20 protein-coding genes are annotated in these 22,459 nt (G+C 63.9%); 9 read left to right on the forward strand and 11 right to left on the reverse strand.

All coding sequences use genetic code 11. The features are described 5' to 3' along the window. The first annotated feature begins 59 nt into the window (after window positions 1-59). Window positions 60-4,163, forward strand: a complete 4,104-nt coding sequence (locus tag H4V99_RS12340; protein ID WP_280678709.1) for a DUF3418 domain-containing protein — start codon at window positions 60-62, stop codon at window positions 4,161-4,163. 75 nt (window positions 4,164-4,238) lie between these two features. Further along, window positions 4,239-5,624 (forward strand): hypothetical protein, encoded by a 1,386-nt coding sequence (locus H4V99_RS12345; protein ID WP_280678712.1) that lies wholly within the window; start codon window positions 4,239-4,241, stop codon window positions 5,622-5,624. A 23-nt stretch (window positions 5,625-5,647) separates the two neighbouring features. Here H4V99_RS12345 and H4V99_RS12350 read toward each other — a convergent pair whose 3' ends face one another. From H4V99_RS12350 to H4V99_RS12385, 8 genes are all read right to left on the reverse strand, one after another. After that, window positions 5,648-6,400 (reverse strand): amino acid ABC transporter ATP-binding protein, encoded by a 753-nt coding sequence (locus H4V99_RS12350; protein WP_348522379.1) that lies wholly within the window; start codon window positions 6,398-6,400, stop codon window positions 5,648-5,650. A 38-nt stretch (window positions 6,401-6,438) separates the two neighbouring features. Further along, window positions 6,439-7,437 carry an amino acid ABC transporter permease gene (locus H4V99_RS12355; RefSeq protein ID WP_280678716.1) on the reverse strand — a complete coding sequence of 333 codons (999 nt, stop codon included), beginning with the start codon at window positions 7,435-7,437 and terminating at the stop codon, window positions 6,439-6,441. Window positions 7,438-7,440: 3 nt separating this feature from the next. Beyond that, window positions 7,441-8,331 (reverse strand): ABC transporter substrate-binding protein, encoded by an 891-nt coding sequence (locus tag H4V99_RS12360; protein ID WP_280678718.1) that lies wholly within the window; start codon window positions 8,329-8,331, stop codon window positions 7,441-7,443. 383 nt (window positions 8,332-8,714) lie between these two features. Beyond that, on the reverse strand, window positions 8,715-9,719 hold the full coding sequence (locus tag H4V99_RS12365; RefSeq protein ID WP_280678720.1) for an iron-siderophore ABC transporter substrate-binding protein: 1,005 nt from the start codon (window positions 9,717-9,719) through the stop codon (window positions 8,715-8,717). A 32-nt stretch (window positions 9,720-9,751) separates the two neighbouring features. Beyond that, window positions 9,752-10,630, reverse strand: coding sequence for an ABC transporter ATP-binding protein (locus H4V99_RS12370; protein ID WP_280678722.1), 879 nt, complete (start codon window positions 10,628-10,630; stop codon window positions 9,752-9,754). Beyond that, the gene (locus H4V99_RS12375; RefSeq protein ID WP_280678724.1) at window positions 10,630-11,691 is read right to left on the reverse strand and encodes an iron chelate uptake ABC transporter family permease subunit; all 1,062 of its coding nucleotides are present in this window, start codon (window positions 11,689-11,691) and stop codon (window positions 10,630-10,632) included. Before H4V99_RS12375 ends, H4V99_RS12370 begins: the two co-directional genes overlap by 1 nt. Then, the gene (locus H4V99_RS12380; RefSeq protein WP_280678726.1) at window positions 11,688-12,656 is read right to left on the reverse strand and encodes an iron chelate uptake ABC transporter family permease subunit; all 969 of its coding nucleotides are present in this window, start codon (window positions 12,654-12,656) and stop codon (window positions 11,688-11,690) included. Before H4V99_RS12380 ends, H4V99_RS12375 begins: the two co-directional genes overlap by 4 nt. An 86-nt stretch (window positions 12,657-12,742) precedes the next feature. Beyond that, window positions 12,743-13,726, reverse strand: coding sequence for a siderophore-interacting protein (locus tag H4V99_RS12385; RefSeq protein ID WP_280678728.1), 984 nt, complete (start codon window positions 13,724-13,726; stop codon window positions 12,743-12,745). Window positions 13,727-13,816: 90 nt separating this feature from the next. Here H4V99_RS12385 and H4V99_RS12390 point away from each other — a divergent pair, with 90 nt between their 5' ends. Together H4V99_RS12390 and H4V99_RS12395 are read left to right on the forward strand one after the other, a co-directional pair. Beyond that, window positions 13,817-15,025 carry an MFS transporter gene (locus H4V99_RS12390; protein WP_280678730.1) on the forward strand — a complete coding sequence of 403 codons (1,209 nt, stop codon included), beginning with the start codon at window positions 13,817-13,819 and terminating at the stop codon, window positions 15,023-15,025. Between the two features lie 33 nt (window positions 15,026-15,058). Next, window positions 15,059-15,883: an aldo/keto reductase gene (locus H4V99_RS12395; protein ID WP_280678732.1), complete on the forward strand. Its 825-nt coding sequence runs from the start codon at window positions 15,059-15,061 to the stop codon at window positions 15,881-15,883. Between the two features lie 26 nt (window positions 15,884-15,909). On the opposite strand, the gene H4V99_RS12400 is transcribed toward H4V99_RS12395, so the two are convergent. Further along, window positions 15,910-16,896 (reverse strand): aldo/keto reductase, encoded by a 987-nt coding sequence (locus H4V99_RS12400; RefSeq protein WP_280678734.1) that lies wholly within the window; start codon window positions 16,894-16,896, stop codon window positions 15,910-15,912. A gap of 177 nt (window positions 16,897-17,073) precedes the next feature. Here H4V99_RS12400 and H4V99_RS12405 point away from each other — a divergent pair, with 177 nt between their 5' ends. Further along, window positions 17,074-18,027 carry an SDR family oxidoreductase gene (locus H4V99_RS12405; protein ID WP_280678736.1) on the forward strand — a complete coding sequence of 318 codons (954 nt, stop codon included), beginning with the start codon at window positions 17,074-17,076 and terminating at the stop codon, window positions 18,025-18,027. Window positions 18,028-18,138: 111 nt separating this feature from the next. Here the strand turns inward: H4V99_RS12405 and H4V99_RS12410 are convergent, their stop codons facing one another. Then, entirely contained in the window at window positions 18,139-18,339 is a 201-nt protein-coding gene (locus H4V99_RS12410; RefSeq protein WP_280678738.1) for a hypothetical protein, read from the reverse strand. A 165-nt stretch (window positions 18,340-18,504) separates the two neighbouring features. On the opposite strand from H4V99_RS12410, the gene H4V99_RS12415 reads away from it, so the two are divergent. Together H4V99_RS12415 and H4V99_RS12420 are read left to right on the forward strand one after the other, a co-directional pair. Beyond that, window positions 18,505-19,368 carry a DUF4349 domain-containing protein gene (locus H4V99_RS12415; RefSeq protein WP_280678740.1) on the forward strand — a complete coding sequence of 288 codons (864 nt, stop codon included), beginning with the start codon at window positions 18,505-18,507 and terminating at the stop codon, window positions 19,366-19,368. A 110-nt stretch (window positions 19,369-19,478) separates the two neighbouring features. Continuing rightward, window positions 19,479-20,822: a threonine/serine exporter family protein gene (locus H4V99_RS12420; RefSeq protein ID WP_280678742.1), complete on the forward strand. Its 1,344-nt coding sequence runs from the start codon at window positions 19,479-19,481 to the stop codon at window positions 20,820-20,822. Window positions 20,823-20,871: 49 nt separating this feature from the next. Here the strand turns inward: H4V99_RS12420 and H4V99_RS12425 are convergent, their stop codons facing one another. Continuing rightward, window positions 20,872-21,111: a hypothetical protein gene (locus tag H4V99_RS12425; RefSeq protein ID WP_280678744.1), complete on the reverse strand. Its 240-nt coding sequence runs from the start codon at window positions 21,109-21,111 to the stop codon at window positions 20,872-20,874. A gap of 220 nt (window positions 21,112-21,331) precedes the next feature. On the opposite strand from H4V99_RS12425, the gene H4V99_RS12430 reads away from it, so the two are divergent. After that, window positions 21,332-21,454, forward strand: coding sequence for a hypothetical protein (locus tag H4V99_RS12430; protein WP_255408738.1), 123 nt, complete (start codon window positions 21,332-21,334; stop codon window positions 21,452-21,454). An 83-nt stretch (window positions 21,455-21,537) separates the two neighbouring features. After that, window positions 21,538-22,404, forward strand: coding sequence for a metal-dependent hydrolase (locus tag H4V99_RS12435; protein WP_280678747.1), 867 nt, complete (start codon window positions 21,538-21,540; stop codon window positions 22,402-22,404). Window positions 22,405-22,459 lie beyond the last annotated feature (55 nt).

Below are 22,459 nucleotides of genomic sequence, written 5' to 3' on the forward strand. Positions count from 1 at the left end.
CGGGCTCGTCCGGCAGTACATCCGAAGGCCACACCTACGCGACGTACGATAGAAGATCCATGGACAACGTTCAGATCACCTTCCCACCCGAACTGCCGGTCAGCCAGCGCCGCGATGACATCGCCGCCGCCATTCGCGACAACCAGGTGGTGATTGTGGCCGGTGCCACGGGCTCGGGCAAGACCACCCAGCTGCCGAAGATTTGCCTCGAACTCGGCCGCACGAACATCGGTCACACCCAACCGCGCCGCCTCGCTGCACGCACCATTGCCGAGCGTATCGCCAAGGAACTCGGTCAGGAGGTGGGCGGCATCGTGGGTTACCAGGTGCGCTTCACCGATCGAGTGGGCCCCGACACGCGGATCAAGCTCATGACCGATGGAATTCTCCTCAACGAGATTCACCGGGACCGCCTACTGCGTAAGTACGACACGATCATCATCGATGAGGCGCACGAGCGCAGCCTCAACATCGACTTTCTGCTGGGTTACCTGCGCCAGCTGTTACCCAAGCGCCCCGATCTCAAGCTCATCATCACCTCGGCCACCATCGACCCGGCCAGCTTTGCGAAGCACTTTGCCGCCGCCGATGGCACGCCGGCGCCCGTCGTCGAGGTCTCCGGGCGTACCTACCCGGTGGAGATTCGCTACCGACCCCTCGTGGCCGAGCCTGGCATTGACGACGATGACGACACAACGGATGCGTCCCCCAGCGTGGACCGCGACTACATCGAGGGCATCACCGCGGCCCTCGATGAGCTGGAGCGTGAGTCGAACGGTGACGTGCTCGTCTTCCTCAGCGGAGAAACCGAGATTCGCGACGCTGCCGATGCTCTGCAGGGCAAATATGCGTCGACGGCGAGCAGCAACCCCACCGAGATTTTGCCGCTCTACGGCCGCCTGTCCTCCGCGGACCAGCACAAAGTGTTTCAGCCCTCCACGGTGGCCGGCGTACGGCGCCGCATCGTGCTCGCCACGAACGTGGCGGAGACGAGCCTCACGGTTCCCGGCATCCGCTACGTGATCGATGCCGGAACCGCCCGCATCAGCCGGTACAGCGTGCGCTCCAAGGTGCAACGACTGCCGATTGAAGCGATCTCCCAGGCGTCGGGGAACCAGCGGTCCGGGCGCAGTGGGCGCACGAGTGACGGTATTGCCATTCGGTTGTACTCCGAGGAAGACTTCTCCCGCCGCCCGGAATATACCGAACCGGAGATTCTGCGTACCAACCTCGCGGCCGTTATTTTGCAGATGATCTCGCTCGGCCTGGGTGACATCGCCTCGTTCCCCTTTCTGACACCGCCGGACTCCCGCAATATTAAGGACGGCCTCGATCTGCTGGCCGAACTGGGCGCCCTCGAGCCCGCCGGGTCGACCAAGGGAAAGGGCCGCGGCGCGCAAACGACCCCGACCGACGAGCCAGCGGAGTCCACCCCCACGGAAGACCCGTCCCGCGCCCGGAATGGCCGCCCCGCAGCGGGCGCTGGTCCGAGGCTCACGCGCGTGGGACAGCAGCTGGCCCAGTTGCCCATTGACCCACGTTTTGGACGGATGGTGATCGAGTCGAAGGCGCAGGGCACAAGCCGCGAGGTGATGGCGATCGTGGCCGGCCTCACCATTCAGGACCCGCGGGAGCGCCCGCTGGAACGCCGGGCCCAGGCAGACTCGCTGCATGCGCGTTTCGCCGACCCCACGAGCGACTTCTTGACCCTGCTCAACCTCTGGAACTACCTCGAGAAGCAGCAGAACGAGCTGGGCTCCAGCGCATTCCGCCGCCTGTGCAAGAACGAGTACCTCAACTATTTGCGGGTGCGCGAGTGGCAGGACGTGCTGCGACAGCTGCGCCAACTCGCCAAGCCGCTGGGACTGCACCTCGGCGAACCGGCCGTGAATCCCGATGGCGTGCACCGGTCCCTCCTGGCCGGACTGCTCTCGCACATCGGACTCAAAGACACGGCAAAGCGCGACTACGTGGGCGCGAGGCAGCAGCGCTTCGTGCTGTTCCCGGGTTCAACGCTCGCGAAGAAGCAGCCGGAGGCCGTGATGAGCGCCGAGCTTGTGGAGACGAGCCGTTTGTTTGCGCGCATGAACGCCGTCGTTGATCCCGCGTGGGCGGAGCCGCTGGCGGGTGCCCTCTGCAAGCGCAGCTATTCCGAGCCGCACTGGGAGCAGAAGCAGGGTGCCGCTGTGGTGTACGAGCGGGTGACCCTGTATGGCGTTCCGATCGTGGCACGGCGGCGCGTGCAGTTCTCCCGGATCGACCCGGCCTACGCGCGGGAGCTGTTCATTCGGCATGCGCTGGTGGAGGGCGAGTGGGACCGATCATCCGGACCCGGTTCTGTGTCCACCGCGCAGGCCGGGGGCAACGGGTCGCGCAACGAGCGGGTGGGCATTGCCGTTGACGGCGGGGCTGCCTCTGGCGGACGAGGAGGCTCGAGCGGGCCGGGCACGGCAGCCAGTCGGGGAGGACGCCCCGGGCAGACCGGAGACCCGGGAATGTGGGCCTTCGAGCGCGCCAACGCACAGTTGCGCGCTGAACTTGCCGAGCTCGAAGAGCGCACGCGGCGACGCGACATTCTGTTCGATGACGAGGCCGTGTTCGAGTTTTACCAGCGCCGAATTCCAGCGGATGTCTTCTCCACGCGCAGTTTTGAGGGCTGGTGGCGCAAAGCGCGCTTCGACACCCCCAGTCTCTTGACCATGACTGCGGATGCACTCGTGGCCGACGACTCCCCCGACATTGACGAGGCCGTCTTTCCGCCGAGCTGGCAACAGGGCGACCAACGCCTCTCGCTCGGCTATCGCTTTGAACCCGGTGCCGAAGACGACGGCGTCACCGTGCGTGTTCCGCTGGCACTGCTGGCGCGTCTGTCACCGAACGGCTTCGACTGGCAGGTGCCGGGCCTACGCGCCGAGTTGGTGACGGCTTTGATCAAATCGCTGCCCAAAAACATCCGTCGCAATGTGGTTCCCGCGGCGGACTGGGCGGCCCGTCTGCTCGCCGAGCTGCCGCCCGAGCCCGGAATCGTGCAGACGCTCCCCACGACCGTTCCCGACACCACCTTTGCCGCCACGCTCGCGGCCCTGATTCAGAAGCTCACGTATGTGCCCGTCAGTGCACCGGACTTCGATCTCTCCCGTCTTCCCTCACACCTGCGCGTCACCTTTTCGGTCGTTGACGAGCGCGGCAAGACCGTTGCGGCGGACAAGGATCTCCTCGATCTCCAGCGCCGACTCGTCACCCGCGTTCGCGAGAGCGTTGCCAAGGCAACGAGTGCGGCCACACCAGCGAATGCCATAGAACGCCGAGGCCTCACCACCTGGGACTTTGCGGAACTCCCCCGATTCCTCGACACGAAGCAGGGTGACAACACCATTCGTGGCTACCCGACGCTCATCGACGATGGCGATTCCGTGTCGATTCAGATGATGAGCACCGAGATCGAGCAGGCCAGAGCCCTTCCCCGGGGAGTGCGGCGCCTGCTCCTGCTCGCGACACCGTCACCGTCCGCCTATGTGCAACAGCACCTCACATCCGCTGAAAAACTCAGCCTCGCCACCAGTCCGTACAAGAACACGCCGGCACTGTTCGAGGACTGCCTTGCCGCCGCAATCGATGATGTGCTCTATCGGGTTCGACCCGATGGCCAGGTCTTCATGAAGGCCGAGTTCACAAACATTCGTGACCGTGTGTCCGGAGTTGTGATGGATTCGATGTTTGAGACCGTGGGCCTCGTGGCCCGTGTACTTGCCGCCAGTCGCACTGCCGACAAAGCCCTCAAGGCCGCAACGAGCATGGCGCTCCTGCCGGGGATCAGCGACGCCCGTGGGCAGCTCGCTGCGCTCGTCTACCCGGGTTTCGTGAGCACGACCGGGCTTGCGCAACTGCGTCATCTGCCCCGCTACCTCGGTGGTATCAGCGCACGCATCCCCAAGCTCGTGGACAACCCCGGGCGTGACCGGGTGTGGATGAACGAGGCCCAGGCCGCCACCACCCGATTCGAGAATGCGGGCGGCACCATGCCCCTCACAGCGGATGCCGCGGCGCGCCTTGTGCGCGCCCGGTGGATGATCGAGGAGCTGCGCATCAGCCTGTTCGCCCAGGAACTCAAGGCCGCGGAGTCAGTATCGCTCCAGCGCATTCAGAAGGTTCTCGCCAGTTAACCTGAGCTAGCACCCCCATTCGGGGGCAAACAAAAGTGCTGGTGACAATTACTCACGCTCGGCTATGCTGTGCACGTGAATCTTCCTTTTCGAGCCGCAGGCTCCCTTCTGGTCTCGATCGGTCTGATTCTGGCGGTCGCCGGTCCCGCTGGTGCTGTGAATGGTTCAGGGGAACCACTCACCTCGTCGGGAACCGACTGCGGTGTGCTCACGGTGGACCCAAACACGCCCCTGATTGGGCAGAATCTGACGCTGTCCTTAACCGGTGCACAGCCGACCGAGATCATTTCCCTGGGCGCCGCCCCGGGCCTCCTCATCGATAACCGCTGGTATTCCATTCTGGGCCAGGATGCCGATCCCGCCGATGGTCTCATCGGGCAGACTCTCCCGGTGATCGCGACCCCTCTCGACACCACCGTGGATGCGGACGGAAACGTGTCGCTGTCCGGCACCGTGAGCCAGCTCCTGAGCGACGATCCCAACTCCCAGACTGACCTGGCTTACACGTTGATTCCCCTGGTGTGGGTGGCCACGTGCGAAGCCGGCTATTCCTTCGCAACAATGCGCGGGGCACGGGCTTCCCTCACCGGGACGCTCGCTCTGGACCCGGAAACTCCGGGCTCCATCACCGGTTTCGGGCTTCCCGCCAACCTCGCTATAACCGGTATTCTCGCGAATTTGGGCGGTTACCCGGACCCGGGGACCGCCGTGTGGTCAGCTGTGCAGGAACAGGCCGGCCTCCTGAATATCTTCAGCCTGACGTCTGACGCGGACGGCACTGTGGCCAGTACGCCTGCCTTCGATCCGATCACGACTCCTGCCGGCCGCTACGCCGTTGCCTTCGTTGTTCTTGACCAGGTGACGCCACGGATTCTCAAGGGCGAATACGTGCTCACCATCGCCGACGACGGTGCCGCCACCCTTGAACTGTGGGACAAGCCCGTCCCCACTCCTGAGCCCACCGAGGTTCCGGTTCCCACGGAGCCACCCGCGGTCACCGAGGCGACCGTTCTGAGCATCCTGCTTAACGCCCGCATCGGTGATGTGGTGGCCGGCACGACCGTTGACTACACCGCCACCGGCCTGCTGCCGGGGTCACCCTGGACCCTCACCGAGCGCCCAACATCCCAGATCATTGCATCGGGCATCGTTGCCCCCGGCGGACGCTTGGCCGGTTCCGCCGTTATCCCCGCCGGGCTGACAGCCGGGTGGCACTCTCTCACCCTTGCAGGAACCAGCGCGGCGAACACACCCGTGGAATCCGCCACGTGGTTCCTGATCGGTACCGCCGGCCAATTGATCCAGGTATCCAGCACGGCCCCTGCCCTCGCCGAAACGGGAACACCAACACTGACCGCAGCGCCCCTCGCAGGTGGTCTCTTACTGCTCGGGTTCGCCGTCACCCTGCTGGCGGCACGTCGCCGACAGAGCAACGCGTCTATCCAGCAGCCTCAGCCCTAGGTTCAGCGCCCCGGGAGGAGGGGTCAGAGAACCTTGGAGAGGAACGCCTGCGTGCGGGCGTGCTGGGGGTTCTTGAGCACCTCGGTGGGGTCCCCGGATTCCACCACCACTCCGCCGTCCATGAAGACGAGCGAATCGGCGACCTCCTTGGCAAAACCCATCTCGTGGGTCACCACGATCATCGTCATACCCTCGCGCGCGAGGTTCTGCATCACGTCGAGCACCTCACCCACCAGTTCGGGATCGAGCGCACTCGTGGGCTCGTCGAACAACATCAGCTTGGGCTCCATGGCGAGTGCCCGCGCAATAGCCACCCGCTGCTGCTGCCCACCCGACAGGTGAGCCGGGTAGTAGTCGGCACGGTTGGCGAGACCCACCCGGGCCAGCAGGGCACGCGCATTGGTTTCAACGGCGGCCTTGTTCAGACCCTTTACTCGAATCGGGGCTTCCATCACGTTTTGCAGGGCGGTCATGTGCGGAAACAGGTTGAAGCGCTGAAAAACCATGCCAATGTTGCGTCGCTGGAGCGCCGCAGCCTTGGGATTCATCTCGTAGAGCTTGCCCTTGCGCTCGGTGTAGCCGATCAGTTCACCGTCGACACTCAGTCGGCCCGCTGAGACCACCTCGAGGTGGTTAATGCAGCGGAGGAACGTGGATTTGCCCGACCCACTGGGCCCCACCAGGCACATCACCTCGCCGCGCTTCACCTCGAGCGAGATGCTCTTCAGCACCTCGTTGGAGCCAAAGCTCTTCGAGACAGCCTCGGCAGACACCATGGGAACATCTGCGGTTGCGCGTGAACCTACCGTGGCGGTCATCGGGGTTCTCCGTTGGTTGTGGGGGGCGGGCTCTGTCCGTCACCAGCTACCGGCACGATTCCGGTGAAGGCACCGGTGGCGTCGTCGGCCTTACGGTTGGGCCGCCGATCACCGATCCCCCGCGCAAAGCGCTTCTCCAGAAAATACTGCCCCACCATCAGAATCGACGTGAAGAAGAGATACCAGATAGACGCAACCAGAAGCAGGGGAACCGGGTTGAAAATGACGGCCGAGATGTCTCTCGACCGGGTGTAAAGCTCGAGGGTGAAGGGAATCGCTGTCACCAGCGAGGTGGTCTTCAGCATCGAGATCACCTCGTTGCCGGCTGGCGGAATGATTACGCGCATCGACTGGGGAATGATGACGCGCATCATGGTTTGGGACCAGCTCATGCCGAGCGCGGTCGCTGCCTCTTCCTGACCGCTGTCCACCGAGAGCAGTCCGGCTCGCACAATCTCCGCCATGTAGGCGGCTTCGTTCAGAGCCAACCCGATGACAGCAAGCACGAAGGCGCTCAGTGCCACCTTGGTAGGAACGGATACCCAGGGCTCCGTGAAGGGAAGACCGATGTCGATGGTCTGGTAGATCACTGCCACCAGGCCCCAGAAGGCCAACTGCACATAGACCGGCGTCCCGCGGAAGATCCACAGGTACACCCAGGCGATGCTGTTCACCACGGGGTTCGGGGAGAGCCGCATCACGGCGAGGACCACGCCCAAAATAATGGCGATCACCATGCTATATACGGTGAGCTGAAGGGTGACGAAAGCGGCCTGTGAGATGCGCTGGTCAAAGAGAAACTTGCCTACCGACGGCCAGTCATAGGCGGGGCGCTGAGCCGCATCCAGCACAAAGAGTGTGAGGACGAGCACGAGCACCACGGCAAAAACATTCCGCCACGGGTGACGGAGGCGAATCGCCTTGATTCCGGGAGCGCGATCCGAACCGTTCGGCGGGCTTGCGCCCGCCGAACGGTTTACAACTGTGTCAGCCATCCGTTAGCCGTTTGCGCCGGCATTGATCGTGATGGTGTCGATGCCGCCGTCGGTGACACCCCAGGTGTCGAGGATCGCGGCGTAGGAGCCATCGTCCACCATGGACTGCAGTGCGGCCTGCACGGCCTTGGTCAGGTCCGAACCCTTGTTGACCACGATGCCATAAGGGGCAACATCGAAGCTCTCTCCGGCTGCTTCCAGCTTGCCCTCGGTCTTTGAGATGGCGTAAAGAGCGACCGGGGAGTCGGCGCTGAGCGCATCCGCTTTACCGAGCACAACAGCGTTGGTTGCTTCGTCCTGAGAGGTGTACTTCAAGACCTCGATGGCCGACTGACCAGCCGCGGCGCAGGCCGCGTTCTTGGCCGGGAGCTCGTCGGTGTCCTGAACAGTGTTGGACTGCACGGCTACGGTGAGGCCGCAGGCATTATTCGGATCGATGGAGCTGCCCGCCTGGGCAGCCCAGAGGATTCCGGCGTTGAAGTAGTTGACGAAATCAACCTGCTTCTGACGCTCGATGTTGTCGGTGAACGACGACTCACCGATGTCGACGGTGCCCCCCGTGATGTTCGGGATGATGTTATCGAAGTCGGCGATCTGGTACGTGGGCGTCAGGCCCAGCTTTGCGGCTATACCGTTGGCGAGCTCGATACCCCAGCCGATCGGCGCCCCGGCGTCGTCCTTGAACTCGTTCGGCGGGTACGCCGCGTCGGTTCCGATCAGAAGTGTTCCGGTTGACTTGATGTCGGCCGGCAGCAGTGCCACGGCTGCGGAATCGGGGGCGATGGTTGCGGCCTCCGTTGCGCCGCCGGCATCGGGCGTGGAGTTGTCGACACAACCGGTGAGCAGGAGGGCGGCCACGGCCGCAAAAGCCGGGAGAACATATCTGGCGCGCATGAGGGGTCCTTCGTTGTGATCTGGAGGTGGGTTCGTCATTGAAGCCGTAAACGAGATGCGACAGGCATGAGCCTATATCACCGCCGTACGGCAATTTCATGCGTCGAGAGCGGATTTACACCCACTTTTGAGCGTCATGACGAATGCAGTGCGCAACTTTGAGCGCGAAATGGTGTGGTGGCGAATCTCAGCACCCATTGAAAAGCGGCGAATGGACCCACGTAACAGTTACACACCACGACGCACTATTTTTGCACCTTTTCTACACCTGTTCTCACTTACCCCTCCGATAACGACAGAGGTTGTGATGAAACGGGCCTCGACCAGCCGAATATGACGGTAACGTGGCGTTTTCCGCCACCGTCCGAGAGCCCCGTCACCATCTAACGCGCGGCAGCCGCCGCCAGCAGATTAACGTAGTCCTGAAGCCCCCACGAGAGCGACAGGCCCGTGGGCGGTGAGACCGAGGCGATGAACGCCTCACCCACCGGAGAGGCAACGCTGCCGTCTTGAACCTGCGGCATCACCTGCGAGTAACCGGCTTGGAGAAACCCATCAGACTGCTCCCTGGTCGATCCGAAGTTAACAAGAACGTCGCTCGATAGCTTGTCCAGCTGCTCGTAACTCAGCGTGTAGTAGAAACTCGACTCGTCGGTGGCGAGCTCGTCAACACTCGGCGCGCTGACGAAGCCGAGGTCAAGAGTGAACGCCGCACGAGGGTCTTCCTTCTTATACACGTAGAACGTACCGGCGCTGTCGCTGGTGAGTGCGATGCTCTTACCTGCGAATTCGGGATGCGCCGCCGCCTGTTCCGCAATCTCGCCGTCAATGTCACCGAGCAGCGCGGTGGCTTCCGCGTCCTTGCCGAGTGCCGTGCCGGTTATCGTAATCAGATCACGCCAGTCTGTTGCCCATGGCTCGCCGGGGTAGGCCACGACGGGGGCGATCTCGCTGAGCAGATCGTACTGCTCCTCGGTGATGCCCGAATAGGCGGCGAGAATGACATCGGGGGCAGCAGCGGCAATGTCTTCATACGGCGGTTCTTCCGAATCCGGAAGAATGGTGGGCGTCTCGTCGCCGGAGGCTGCAAGCGCCTCGGCAATCCAGGGCAGCACACCATCGTCGTCGCCACCGTAAGCCTGGAAGGGGATTGCCACCGGGACCACTCCGAGAGCAATCGCGTCGTCGGCACTCCCCCAGCCCCAGGTCACCACACGTTCGGGCTGGGCCTCAATGGTTGTTTCGCCAAAGGCGTGCTCCATGGTCACGGGGAAACTACCGGACACCGGGGCATCCGCTTCGTCAACGGCAGACGCCGTGCAGCCGCTCAGGGCGAGGGCCAGCGCGGCCGCAGTGGCGGCAAGGGAAAGAATGAGGCGTCGATGCACGGTTTTGTCGCTTTCGTAGGTCGAGTTGCTAACTAATTAGTTAGGTTAGCCTTGCCTAATATACCGGATGCCTCGGGGCTATGGAAACGCCCCCGTGGTATCACCATGGGTGAGCCACTGACCGGGTCGGTGCTGATCGTCGCCGAGAGATCGAACGCTTCCGCAATGGTGGCGCTCGTGAGCGTCTCGGCGGGCGAGCCCATGGCGTGAATGCGGCCTCCCTTCAACACGACAAGGTGATCCGCGTACCGGGCGGCCAGGTTGAGATCGTGTAGCACCATGACCACGGTTGTGCCGCAGGTGCGGTTGAGTTCGAGGAGGAGATCGAGCACATCAATCTGGTGGGCAATGTCAAGAAAGGTCGTGGGTTCGTCGAGCAACAGGATGTCGGTGTTCTGCGCCAACGCCATCGCGATCCACACGCGCTGACGCTGACCGCCGGAGAGGTCTTCCAACCGTCGGGCCGCGAGTTCGAGGGTTCCCGTGGTCGACAACGCCTCGGCCACAATCTCGTCGTCGGTACTTGTCCAGGTGCGAAACCACCCTTGGTGCGGGTAGCGACCGCGCCCCACGAGGTCCGCCACCGTAATGCCCTCAGGGGCCACCGGCTGCTGGGGCAGAAGTCCCACCACGGTTGCCACCTCCACGCTGCGCCGGTGTCTAATGTCGCGCCCATCGAGCAGCACGTGCCCGGCTTCGGGCCGGAGGAGGCGCGCCATGTCGCGCAGCACGGTGGACTTACCCGACGCGTTTGCACCCACAATGACAGTCATGGCCCCCGCAATGATCTCCAGAGAAAGGTTGGGCACGATGGTCGTCTTCTCGTAGCCGAGGGTCAGCCCCTCCGCACGAAAGTCGTGAGCACCCGCCAGCTGGGGGTCGGCGGCAGACAGAACGGCAGAGCGAGGCATCAGGCTCCCTTTCCAGATTTGTTCGAGCTAGCGAGCAGCCAGAGCAGGTACGGCGCCCCGATCACGCCGGTAATAATTCCGGCCGGGAGTTGCAGGTCACCCGGCAGAAGGTGCTGCGCGGTCAGATCAGCCACCGCGGTGATGAGCGCCCCCACCAAGGCCGCAGGAACGAGGTGAAGCCCTCCGGCGTGGCAGAGTCGACGCGCGATCGGCGCCGACACGAACGCCACGAATGCCAGCGGCCCCACGGCAGCCGTGCCGACGGCGGCGAAAGCCACACCCACAGCGAGGAGCACCAGGCGAGAGCGTTCCGTTCGCACTCCAAGGCTTGTGGCCGTATCGTCTCCCAATTGCAGAGCACGCATCCGGCCGGACAGCACCCCGAGCGCGGGCACCAGCAGGGCGAGAAGAGCAGTGACTACGCCGATATCACTCCAGCGCGCGCCGCTCACACTACCCACCAACCAGACCAGGGCGTCTTGGGCGGCACGCAGATCGGCCCGAGACAGTAGATAGCTGAGGAGCCCCTGAACCATGAAGGCCACGCCCACACCGATCAGCACGAATCGGTACCCCACGACTCCCCCACGCCACGCGAGCAGGTAGATTGCTGCGGCGACAAGCACGGCACCACCGAAGGCTGCGAGAGATGTAGCCAGCGACCCGAAGCCCAAAAGGAGCATTCCACCAACGGCCGCGGCGCTCGCCCCACCGGTGACACCAATAACGTCGGGGCTCGCCAGAGGGTTTCGCAGCACGGTTTGGAACACTGCGCCCGACAGCGCAAAGGCCACGCCCACCAGCAGGGCCAGCACAAGCCGCGGCAATCGGAGCGTGAGAACGATGAACTTTTCGCTCGGAGAACCTGCGCCCACGAGCGTCCCGACAAGATCAGGAATGCTCAGGTGGTAGGCGCCCAGTGTGAGACTCGCGGCCGCAACCACGAGCACTCCCAGGGAGAGCGCCGTCACCACCCGGCGCTCTCGTTGCCGACCGGCCGCCCGGCTGTCGACCACTGCGAGGACGGGCGCCTCTCGGTGCACCGAGGCGAGGCGAGTCATAGCCCGGCCAACTTGACGCGACGCACGAGCGCGATGAGCACGGGGGCGCCGAGAAAGGCCACTACGAGGCCCGCCTCGATCTCCCCCGGCTGCGCGATCACGCGACCGAGCACATCCGCTCCGAGGAGGAGCGCCGGGCCCAGAAGAGCGGAGAATGCCAGGATGAGCCGATAGTCGGGCCCCGTGAACCAGCGGGCAATGTGCGGTACTGCGAGTCCCACGAACACGATGGGCCCCGCTATCGCCGTGGCCGAACCGCACAACAACACAATGGCCACGGCGCACACGATGCGCGCCACCACGAGGTTCTGGCCGAGGCCACGGGCAAGATCATCGCCGAGGGCAAGGGCGTTGAGCATGCGAGCGGCCACCACGGCCAACACGGTACCAACGATGATGAAGGGCACCAGCGGCAGGCTGGAGTCAAGTCCGCGCGCAACGAGAGAACCAGCCGCCCAGAACCGAAAGCGGTCGAAGGCATCACCGTCGCTCAGCAGAATAATGGTGATGAGCGAGGTAAGCGCGGCGGTGAGGGCCGTACCGGCCAGGGCCAGCTTCACCGGGGTGGCACCGTCGCGTCCGAGAGACCCAATCAGGTAGACGACGGTCGAGGCCACCGCTGCCCCGGCAAAGGCGAACCACACATAGCCAAGGGCAGACGTGACCCCAAACCACGCGATCCCGGCCACGACGAAAAGAGACGCACCCGCGTTGACGCCGAGCAGCCCTGGATCGGCGAGCGGGTTGCGGGTGACTCCCTGCATGAGTCCACCGGCCAGGCCGAGAGCGAGCCCGGCGAGTAGCCCCACAACGGTGCGAGGAACGCGCAGGTCGAGAACCACGACATGATCGGTGAGCGTGCGATCGGGGCGCAGAAGCGCCTCGATCACCGTGCCGATCTGAACGTCCCGGGTACCGATCATGAAAGAGGCCGCGACTGCAAGCACGAGGAGTGCAATCGCCACACCGAACCCGGCGACGAGTCGAGAAGAACCCGTCCCGCTACGCCGGCGAACGCTGGCGCGTTGTGGTGTCACCGACGCGGTGAGGCTCACTGGGCTTCGGCCCGACCGTGCCGCCAATAGCCCATGAAAGCCACACGTGTACGGTCGATGCCGGTCTCGCTCACCAGAAAGCGCCGAAGCTTTTTAATAACGCTCGCCTCACCAGCCAGCCAGGCGTAAAAGTCGCTGTCGGGCGCAGCGGCCGGTGATTCCCAGAGCAGGTCGCGGTCAACATCAATATCCTCGAGCACCTGCGCGGTGGGCAACACCGTGATACTGTCCCGGTTACCGGCGACCCACGCTCGGACGGCCGCATCCAAGAGCACTCCCTGCGGCGCGGTGCCACGCGGCAGCCAGGTGATCTGGCACCCCGGCGACAGGCTGCGAGTAGCGGCATCCGTGGCGTCAGGCGTACCAACGACCTCGAGAAACGCATGTGCGCGGCTGGTTGCCGGCAGGCTCTCGAGAATGGCGCAGATGGCCGGGGCTGCGGTCTCATCACCGGCGAGGAGCAAGACCGTTGCGCACCCGGGGTGCCAGTCGAAACCGGTGGCTGCCTGCGCGCTGCGGGCGTCTGGGCCAACAATGACGAGTGTGTCGCCGAGAGCGACCCCACTGAGCCAACGGGCGGCCGGGCCAGCATGGCCGGTGGTGTTGTCGTGCGCAACGAAATCGACATCGATTTCCCGAACCTCGGGTCGTGCCGCTCGAATCGTGTAGGTGCGAAAGGGGTTGCGGACGGCGTCGGGGAGGGCGCGCCAGCGGCTGTACCAGGTGCCCTCGTCGATGGTGGCCTGATCGGTTGCCCCAATTTCGCTCACACCGATTCCGGGCAGTGGAAAAACGATCTTGATGCGCTGGTCGAGCCCCGCCGTGCCGAAGGTGTCGAAGTCGGCACCCGCAAACGTGACGCGCACGGAGTGTTCGCCGAGGCGTCGAATGCCAGCCACTGACGCGGCATACGGACGGTAGGCGGGCCGGTCGTCGGGCATCCGTTCAACCACCGTCGTGCTCGCAAGTGAGGTTAGCATTGCCTAAGTATGGCATGCCTTACTTGAGCGCTGGGAGCTAGGTCCCCACTGAACTCCCCGACCAGAACCTCACGCGCCTAGACTCAGGTAGTGAGCAGCTACATAAGTCTTCTGAAAACGCCGGGTGTGGCCCGTCTGATCGGCGCACAGTTGACCGCACGGTTCCCCTTCGGCATGCTGTCCCTCGCGTTTCTCATTCATATTGAGCGTTTATTTGACTCCTATGCGGCTGCTGGCCTCGTGCTGGGAGCGATGAGCATCGGCCAGGCCGTTGCCGGCCCGTTGACGAGCCGCCTCATGGGCCGTTGGGGTATTCGCCCGGTGATCATCGTCACGCTCATCGTGTGCGCCATCTCGATCATTTCCATGGCACTGGTTCCGATGGGAATCCCCGCCCTCATGATCGTGGGCCTCGTGGCCGGGCTGGCGACGCCACCCATTCAACCGGCCGTGCGCACCATTTATCCCAAAATCGTCAACTCCCGCCAACTCACCCCGCTGTTCTCCCTCGACGCCTCAGCGCAGGAAATCATCTGGGTGCTCGGTCCGGTGATCGCCACCTTCGTGGCCATTCAGGTAAGTACCGTTGCCGGCATTCTGCTCGCGGCCGCCTTTCTCATTGGTGGGGGAATCTGGTTCGTTGTTCTACCCGAGGTCGGACGGGTGCGCATCCCCCTCAGCCGCCGCAAGCTCGGTGTTGTTCTGAAGCGACCGGCCGTTTTGCTGAGCACCGTTGTGGGATTCATGCTCGTTGCCGCCTGCGCTGCACTCGAAGCCGGTGTCGTGGCCGCGTTCGGACACGGCAGCGCCAACTCCGGGTGGATCCTGGGTATCTTCGCTGTGGGTTCCCTCATTGGCGGTCTTGCCCTCGGGCACCTGCCCATCGGCCCGTGGGCACTGGCCAGCCGCATGCTCATCGTGACCATCGGCATCGGCCTGGCCGGCCTGTGGCTGAACTTCGGCTGGCTCGCGGGCACCCTTCTTCTGGCCGGAATCGGCGTGGCGCCCGCCTTCGCGGTGCTGTTTGGAATCGTCTCAGCCAGCGTCAAATTCAGCGACACCGCAGAAGCCTACGGCTGGATCGGCACCGGCCAGCTGATCGGTGCGGCCATGGGATCGGCGTTTGCCGGCTTCGCGATTGATCACTCGGGAGCAGCCTCGGCCATCTTCCTGGCCGCGGGTTTCGCCGGGCTCGGATGCATCATCCCCACGCTCGGACGCCGCTGGCACCCCGATCTGCGCGGCAAAGACCCGAGTCCGATTCCCGATACCGAACCCATCAACGTGCAGGTCTCGTAGCCCTTCTTCTTCGGCGACCTGCGACGATAGAGCATGACCTCCTCCCCGCTCCTGCTCCTCAATGACGGCCACACCATCCCCCAGCTGGGACTCGGGGTGTACAAAGTCGCTGACGACATCGCGGCCGATACCGTTCAGGTTGCCCTCGAAGCCGGATACCGCCACGTGGACACGGCCGCCCTGTACGAGAACGAGGTGGGTGTGGGGCAGGGCCTGGCACGTTCCGGTGTGGGCCGGGAGGACGTGTTCGTCACCACCAAGGTCTGGAATGATCACCACGGCTACGACGCGACCCTGCGCGCCTTCGACGAGAGCCTGACCAAGCTCGGCCTCGACTACGTCGACCTCTACCTGATTCACTGGCCGGCACCCACGCAGGACCGCTACATTGACACCTACCGCGCCCTCGAGAAGATCCGCGCCGACGGTCGCGCCCGCTCCATTGGCGTCTCCAACTTCCACACCCACCACCTCGACCGCTTGCTCGCCGAAACCGACGTCGTTCCGGTGCTGAATCAGGTGGAACTGCACCCGTGGCTCCCGCAGAGTGGCGTGCGGGCGTACGACGCAGCCCACGGCATCCTCACGGAGGCGTGGTCACCGCTTGCCCGCGGACGCGCCATCGGCAACGACACCCTCGACGACATCGGCGCGAAATACGGCAAGTCGGCTGCGCAGGTCGTGATTCGGTGGCACCTGGAGCTCGGCAACGTGGTGATTCCCAAGTCGGTGACGCCTCACCGCATTCGCGACAACCTCAATGTGTTCGACTTCGCCCTTGACGCCGACGACCTCAGTGCAATCGCCGCCTTCGATTCGGGTGAACGCACCGGCAAGGATCCCGACCTGCTGGACTAGCCGGCACGCGCCATGTCGCCCAAAGGCTACCAGCGGGGGTGAATGGCGTCCCGCAGCAGGCGGTCGTAAATGTCCTGCACGCCCACGTTGAACTCGTAGGACAGCTCGTCGAGGGAACCGGCTGCGGCATTTCCCTGGGCCTGTGCGACCGAACGCGCACCCGGGATGACGGCGCTCACGCCGTCCACCTGGGCAACCCACGCGAGGGCGGCCTGCGCCGTGCTTACGCCGGCCGGGACCAGCGCCGCGAACTCCGTTGCCGCCTGCAGTCCCACCTCAAAGTCCACGCCCGAGAAGGTCTCCCCCACGTCGAAGTGGCTGCCGTCACGGTTGAAGTTGCGGTGGTCAGACTCGGGGAACACCGTGTCCCGCGTGTACTTGCCGGTGAGGAGTCCGCTGGCCAGCGGCACCCGCGCAATGACGCCCACACCAGCAGCCCGCGCGGCCGGTATCACGGCGTCGAGAGGCTTGAGGCGAAACGCGTTGAAGATGATCTGAACGGTGGCCTCACCGGGCCGAGCGATGGCTGCAAGCGCTTGCTCGCAGGTCTCGACGCTCAGGCCATAGGCCGCAATAACCTGTTCGGCCACGAGCGTGTCGAGAGCGTGATAGACCTCATCGGATTCCACCACGGCCGACGGCGGGCAGTGCAGCTGCACGAGGTCGAGCGTTTCGGTGCCCAGGTTGCGCCTCGAGCGATCCGTCCACTCCCGAAAGTGGGAAAGCACATAGTTCTCGGGCACCTGATCAACACGGCGGCCCATCTTGGTGGCGACGGTAATCCCGTGGTCCGAGGGCGCGGTGGCCAGAAACTGCCCGATAAGGCGTTCACTGCGACCGTCACCATACACATCGGCGGTGTCGAAAAAGGTGACGCCAGCGTCAGCGGATGCCGAGAGCACACCGAGAGCATCGGCATCCGTTACCGAACCCCAGTCCCCGCCCAGCTGCCATGTACCGAGGCCCATGACAGATACGTCGCGGCCAGTTCGTCCCAGAATTCGTGTGTCCATCGCCCCAGTTTACGGTGGCACCGGTGTAATGCCACAAGAGGCGGACGCACGGGCACCGCCCGCCTTTGTCTGATGACTGCCTCCCTCAACCCCCAATCTGCTCCGGCTTGGCTCGCCTCGGAGATTTCAGGAAGACAAGCGGGTTAGATGGGAACAACAATTATTGAAGGAGCATCCATGGCACACGTCGAACCCACGGTGACGGTGCCCGATCTGGGCGGCACCCTCACCGTGATCACCGGAGCAAATAGCGGGCTGGGCTTCGGACTTACCTCACGATTTGCGGCGGCCGGCAGTGAGGTGATTCTCGCGGTTCGTAACCTCGAGAAGGGCGACGCTGCTGCCGCTCGCATTCGAGCGCAGACGCCGACAGCGGCACTCAGCGTACGTCACCTGGACCTGGCCAGCCTCTCGAGCGTCACGGATTTCAGCGCTCGGTTAAACAGGGAGGGCCGCGCGGTCAACGTGCTTATCAACAACGCCGGCATCATGATGACACCGAAGCGCGATACGACAGCAGACGGCTTTGAGCTGCAGTTTGGCACCAATCATCTCGGCCATTTTGCGTTGACCGCCGAGCTGATGCCGCTGCTTCGCGCCGCGGGAACAAGCCGAGTCGTGAGCCTCTCGAGCCTCGCTGCCCGCGCCGGCCGCCTCAACTTCGATGATCTGCAGGGAATCAAATATTCCCCGACGCGCGCCTACGGGCTGTCCAAACTCGCCACCCTCATGTTTGCACGCGAACTCAACCGCCGCAGTGTCGCCGCAGGCTGGGGCATCCGCAGCATTGCCGCCCACCCCGGAGCCACGCTCACCAACCTGCAGGTCACCGGACCAACCCACGGGGGCCAATCAGCGCGCGTAGCTCAGAGTCTCATCAAGGCCACCAGCGGTATCAGCTGGCTCTGGCAGCAGATTCCCGAGGGCATCCTGCCCGCCCTCTACGCCGCAACCAACGCGAACGCGGCTGGTGGCGGTTTCTACGGGCCGGCCGGCTTTGGTGAGCTGACAGGCGGCTCGGCTCCGGCCCGTTTTCCGTCGCGTGCGCTCAGCGATGCCGATGCGGAGCGCCTGTGGCGGGCCTCCGAGCACCTCACGGGCGTGACCTTCCCCAGCCCTGTTGCCGCCTGACTCAGACGTAGGCCCCGCAGACGCGGATAATGCAACAGATGCCGCGGCACGCGGGTAAGAAGAGACGGCGGGGTCTCGCGTGCGAGGTCCCGCCGTCCACCGTTTCATGCATCAAGTATCGTCGCGAAGACCTTCTTTGTAGTCATTCTTGGCCTTCGTGGCATCCCGCTCGGCTTCTGCGTGCTTCACCTTGGCATCGGCCTTGGCCTCGTCGGTCTTGTCCGCAACCTTGTCGCGTGCATCGTCGACCGCGCGGCTGATCTTCTTGCCGGTCGCATCGAGCGCGTCCTTGGCATCGTCTACGATTCCCATGTCTTCCTCCAGATATACGAGTTGCAGTGGATTCTTGTGCGTGTGTCGGAGCGTGAGCATCCCAACGACACGACAATACGTCGAGTCAGTCAATTGAGTCTGAATTGTGATGCGTCTCACAGAAAACAGGCAGACATTGAAGCGGGCGCGGACAATACTGTGACCATGAGACGTTCGTTCGCACTCGCTCCCGCGGTCACCGCGGCGATCCTGTGTGCGCTGCTGCTCGCAGGCTGCACGGCGGGGAACGAGTCGTCCAGTACGTCCGGGACCGTGCCGGTGCAGGGCGCGCCGGAACCTGGTGTGGGTGACACGGGTCTTGCTGATGGCGGCACCACGAGTGAGGTCAATACCGCCAGTCGGGATGTCGTCACCAGCGGATCGATGTCCGTCACGGTGGCCGACCCCATCACGACAGCGCAATCTGCCGTGACACTCACCGAGCGGGCCGGGGGCCGCGTGGATTCCCGCAGCGAAAACCCCGCCACCGATAATCAAGCCGCCAGCGCCAGCCTGACCCTGCGCATTCCCTCGGATGAGCTCGAGCGCACGCTCACCGAACTGAAGGCGCTGGGCACAGTGAACTTCGTGTCCATCAACGGCACGGATGTGACGCAGCAGAGCACTGACCTCGACGCGCGGATCACAGCCCTGCAAACCTCCGTGGACCGGTTGCTGACCCTGATGAGCACCGCGAGCGACACGGCAGACCTCATCTCAATCGAGGGGGCGCTGTCGAGTCGTCAGGCGGAGCTGGAAAGCCTCGTGTCGCAGCGTAACCTCTTGTCCGACCAGATTGATTACGCCACCATCACACTCGATCTCCTCGAGGATGGAACCGTGGCTCCCAGCGCCCCCGGCGACTTTTGGGGTGGTGTCGTTGTGGGGTGGACGGCCCTGATGGCCACCGTCGGGGCCGTTGTGGTGGCCGTTGGTGTGGCGCTGCCGTGGATTGTCACACTCGCTTTTCTGGCCCTGATTGTGGTGTTGATCGTGCGGTTGTTCACGCGGAGGCGCAAGGCTGCATAGGCTTGACTAGTGTTCGAGTTTTTCTTTGTTATCCCCCTGTCTGCGGCGAGTCGCTGGCACACTAATTTTGCGAAGTCTGCTGCCGCTGTGAGCAGTATTGGTTACGGCCGATGAACGACCTCACCGGAGCAATTCCGCTCGACCACGCCGCGTATACCCGAGCCGTTCTCGATATCACGATGCGCCTGGCCGAGGTGATCTTCACGGCCGGTGCGGGAGCGGAAGACGCGACCGCAGCGATGGAAGCGTTGACCCGTGCCTACGGCCTCAAAGGCACCGACGCGAATATCACGCACACCATCATCACGCTCACGATGGAGGACCAGTCCACTCACGAGTCCATCACGCGAAGCCGAAACGTGAAGTACCGCACGCTTGACTACACGAAGCTCACCCGCACGTCTGAGCTGATCGCCGAACTGATTGAGCATCCCGTTGACATTGCCGAGGCTCGCAAGCGTCTCGCCATCATCGTGAGTTCGAAGCCACAGGTCACCGTGCGTTTTCGTCGCCTGGGCTGGAGCCTCGTGGGAGCCGGCGCTGCCGTGCTCATCGGAGGTGGTCCGGTTGTGATGATCGCGGCCTTCATTGCGACGTACCTTATTGATTACATCACCTCCGCGCTCGCTCACCGTCAGGTGCCGCTGTTTTATCAAACCGTGGTGGGCGGTGCTATCGGTCCGCTGTCAGCGGCCGTGGTGCACACCTTTGACCCCACCGCCAATTCGTCACTGGTGGTGGTGGCCACCATCATCATGCTTCTTGCCGGTGTCACAACGTTCGGTGCCGTGCATGACACACTCTCGGGTTTCTACCTCACGGGGACCGCACGAATGGTGGAGGCCGTGCTCATTACCGGGGGGCTCGTGACCGGTGTGGCCGGGGCATCACTCCTGGTAAGTCGATTTGGGCTGGACCTCAGCGCGGAAACACGGTGGGCGCCAACCTTTCTCGATCTCCCGTTGCTGCTCGCGGCCGCCGTTGTCATTGTGATCGGTTTTTCGCTGGCCGTTCAGGTTCCGTGGCGGGCTCTCTGGGTGGTGTGCCTGTTCGGGGCGCTCGGTGAGCTGCTCTACATGCTGGGTATTTTTGCGGGTTTCGGATTGGTGTGGGCCTCCGGAGCAAGCGCCATCGGTGTGGGTCTCGCGGCGTCGGTCGCCGCTCGGGTGGTGCGCACCCCGCCGTTGGTGATCGTTGTCACCGCGCTGGTTCCGCTCGTGCCGGGGCTGACTCTTTTTCGGGGCCTCCTGCAGCTCTCAAACGGTGACATTAATGGACTGTTGAGTCTCCTGACCGCCACCGCGGTTGCCCTTGCCCTCGCTGCCGGGGCTATCTTGGCCCAGTACGTCGTTCAGTACGTGTGGGGCCCCGCTCGTCGCCTCCAGCGCCGCTTCGTTGGACCACTCATGGCGCTGCCTGTGCGCTTGGGCCGCACGGGCGACAAGCGCATCTAGCAAAACTCAGAGTGTGTGTGACTGCGTGCGTGTGAGACTGCGCATCTGCTCAGTTCTGCACATCGGGCTCTCCACCCACCTCGTCATCAACCTCCTCATAAAACCGGTACGGAACAGGCTCCTCGGTTTCTGGTCCGCGCCGGTAGCTGCGCACGATCACGGTGTCTTCTTCAACGGCTTCGAGCACAACCATGTCTTGGTAGTTACCCTCGACGTATTCGAGGTCGAGTTCCATCCCACCCGCCATGGGGTTCGGACCGTAGAGAACAGCTTTGTAGGTGGACGTCATGATCCCTCATCCCGGTCATGCACCCCCTGCCGTTCAGGGGGCGCCGCGTGCACCGCTAGCATACGGCGGCACCGCCCAGAAGCACAGGGGTCCTGTGCCGTCAATCTGAACTTGCGGGCCTTTCATCAGTACTTTCTGTGGGGTGGGGTGGTGCTTGATCACCCTTTTCCGCGTATTCTTCAACTGATGGGGCCGCAAGGCTCACGGCGAAGGAGTACACATGGCTGACAAATCACCGAAGAAGGATGCGACCAAAAAGGTCGCCGACAAGTCGTTGAAGGAGAAGAGGGCCGACAAGAAGGCCAAGTCTGAAGAGACGGCGTCGCGCGCTCGCAAGAGCTAGGTTTCTTCTCCCTGACATAGCATCGAAGGTGTCGCCACTCGTGTGGCGGCACTTTTTTGTCGTTACGCCCGCGAAAGGCCCTCATGCTCCCCGCTGAAGACACGCTCGTCACCTATCCCTTGGGTGCCCTGCAGACCACCGCAACGGTACTGCACGTGCACGAACTGGCGGACGGACGCCGCGCAGTGCTTCTTGACGTCACCAGCGTGCACCCCGTGGATGCCGGCTGGCCGGACCAGGCCGCCGACAACGCGGTGCTCGTGAGCGGGGACACGGAGCTTCCCGTCCTGGACTGCATCGTGGCCGCCACCGACGGTACGGCCCTCTTTCTCGGACGCGACATCCCAGTGAGCAAGGGAACCGTCGGCTGGGCCTTCGTGGTGGTGCACGTTATCGCCGGTGATTCCACTCTGGCAAGCGGTGACCAGGTCATTACCCGCGTCGATGCCGGCATCCGCTCTCGAACTTCGGCCGGGCATACCGCCTGCCACCTCGCGTCCCTCGCTCTCAACCTCGCCGTTGCCGACCGCTGGAAGAAGCAGCCTCGCGCCGACGCGCTCGGCACACCCGACTTCGACGGCACTGCCATTGACGCGTCCCTCATCACCGAGAATGCGTCGACCGACACCTACCGGCTCGGCAAGTCCCTACGCAAAAAGGGTTTCATCACCGAGGGCATCCACGAGGCCCTGCCCGCACTCGAGAGTGCCATCACCGCGACCCTGGCCGGCTGGGTGACAACGGATGCCGCGGTGCACATCGACCGCGATGGCGACCGTCTCACCGACCGTCGCTACTGGGCCTGCGACCTGCCCGGTCAGCCGGCCCGCATCCCCTGCGGGGGCACGCATGTGACCGCGCTCGGCCAGCTCGGCGCGCTGCGGGTGGCGCTCTCCGTCACCGACGTTGCCGGCACGGATGTTCTCACCATGGTGACGACCGTCGGTTAGTAGGCGCCGCGGCCGGCGACCACCGTGTGCCAGCGCCAGCCTCGCGAACGTGCCG

The organism is Cryobacterium sp. CG_9.6, from assembly GCF_029893365.1.
Taxonomy (GTDB): Bacteria; Actinomycetota; Actinomycetes; order Actinomycetales; family Microbacteriaceae; genus Cryobacterium.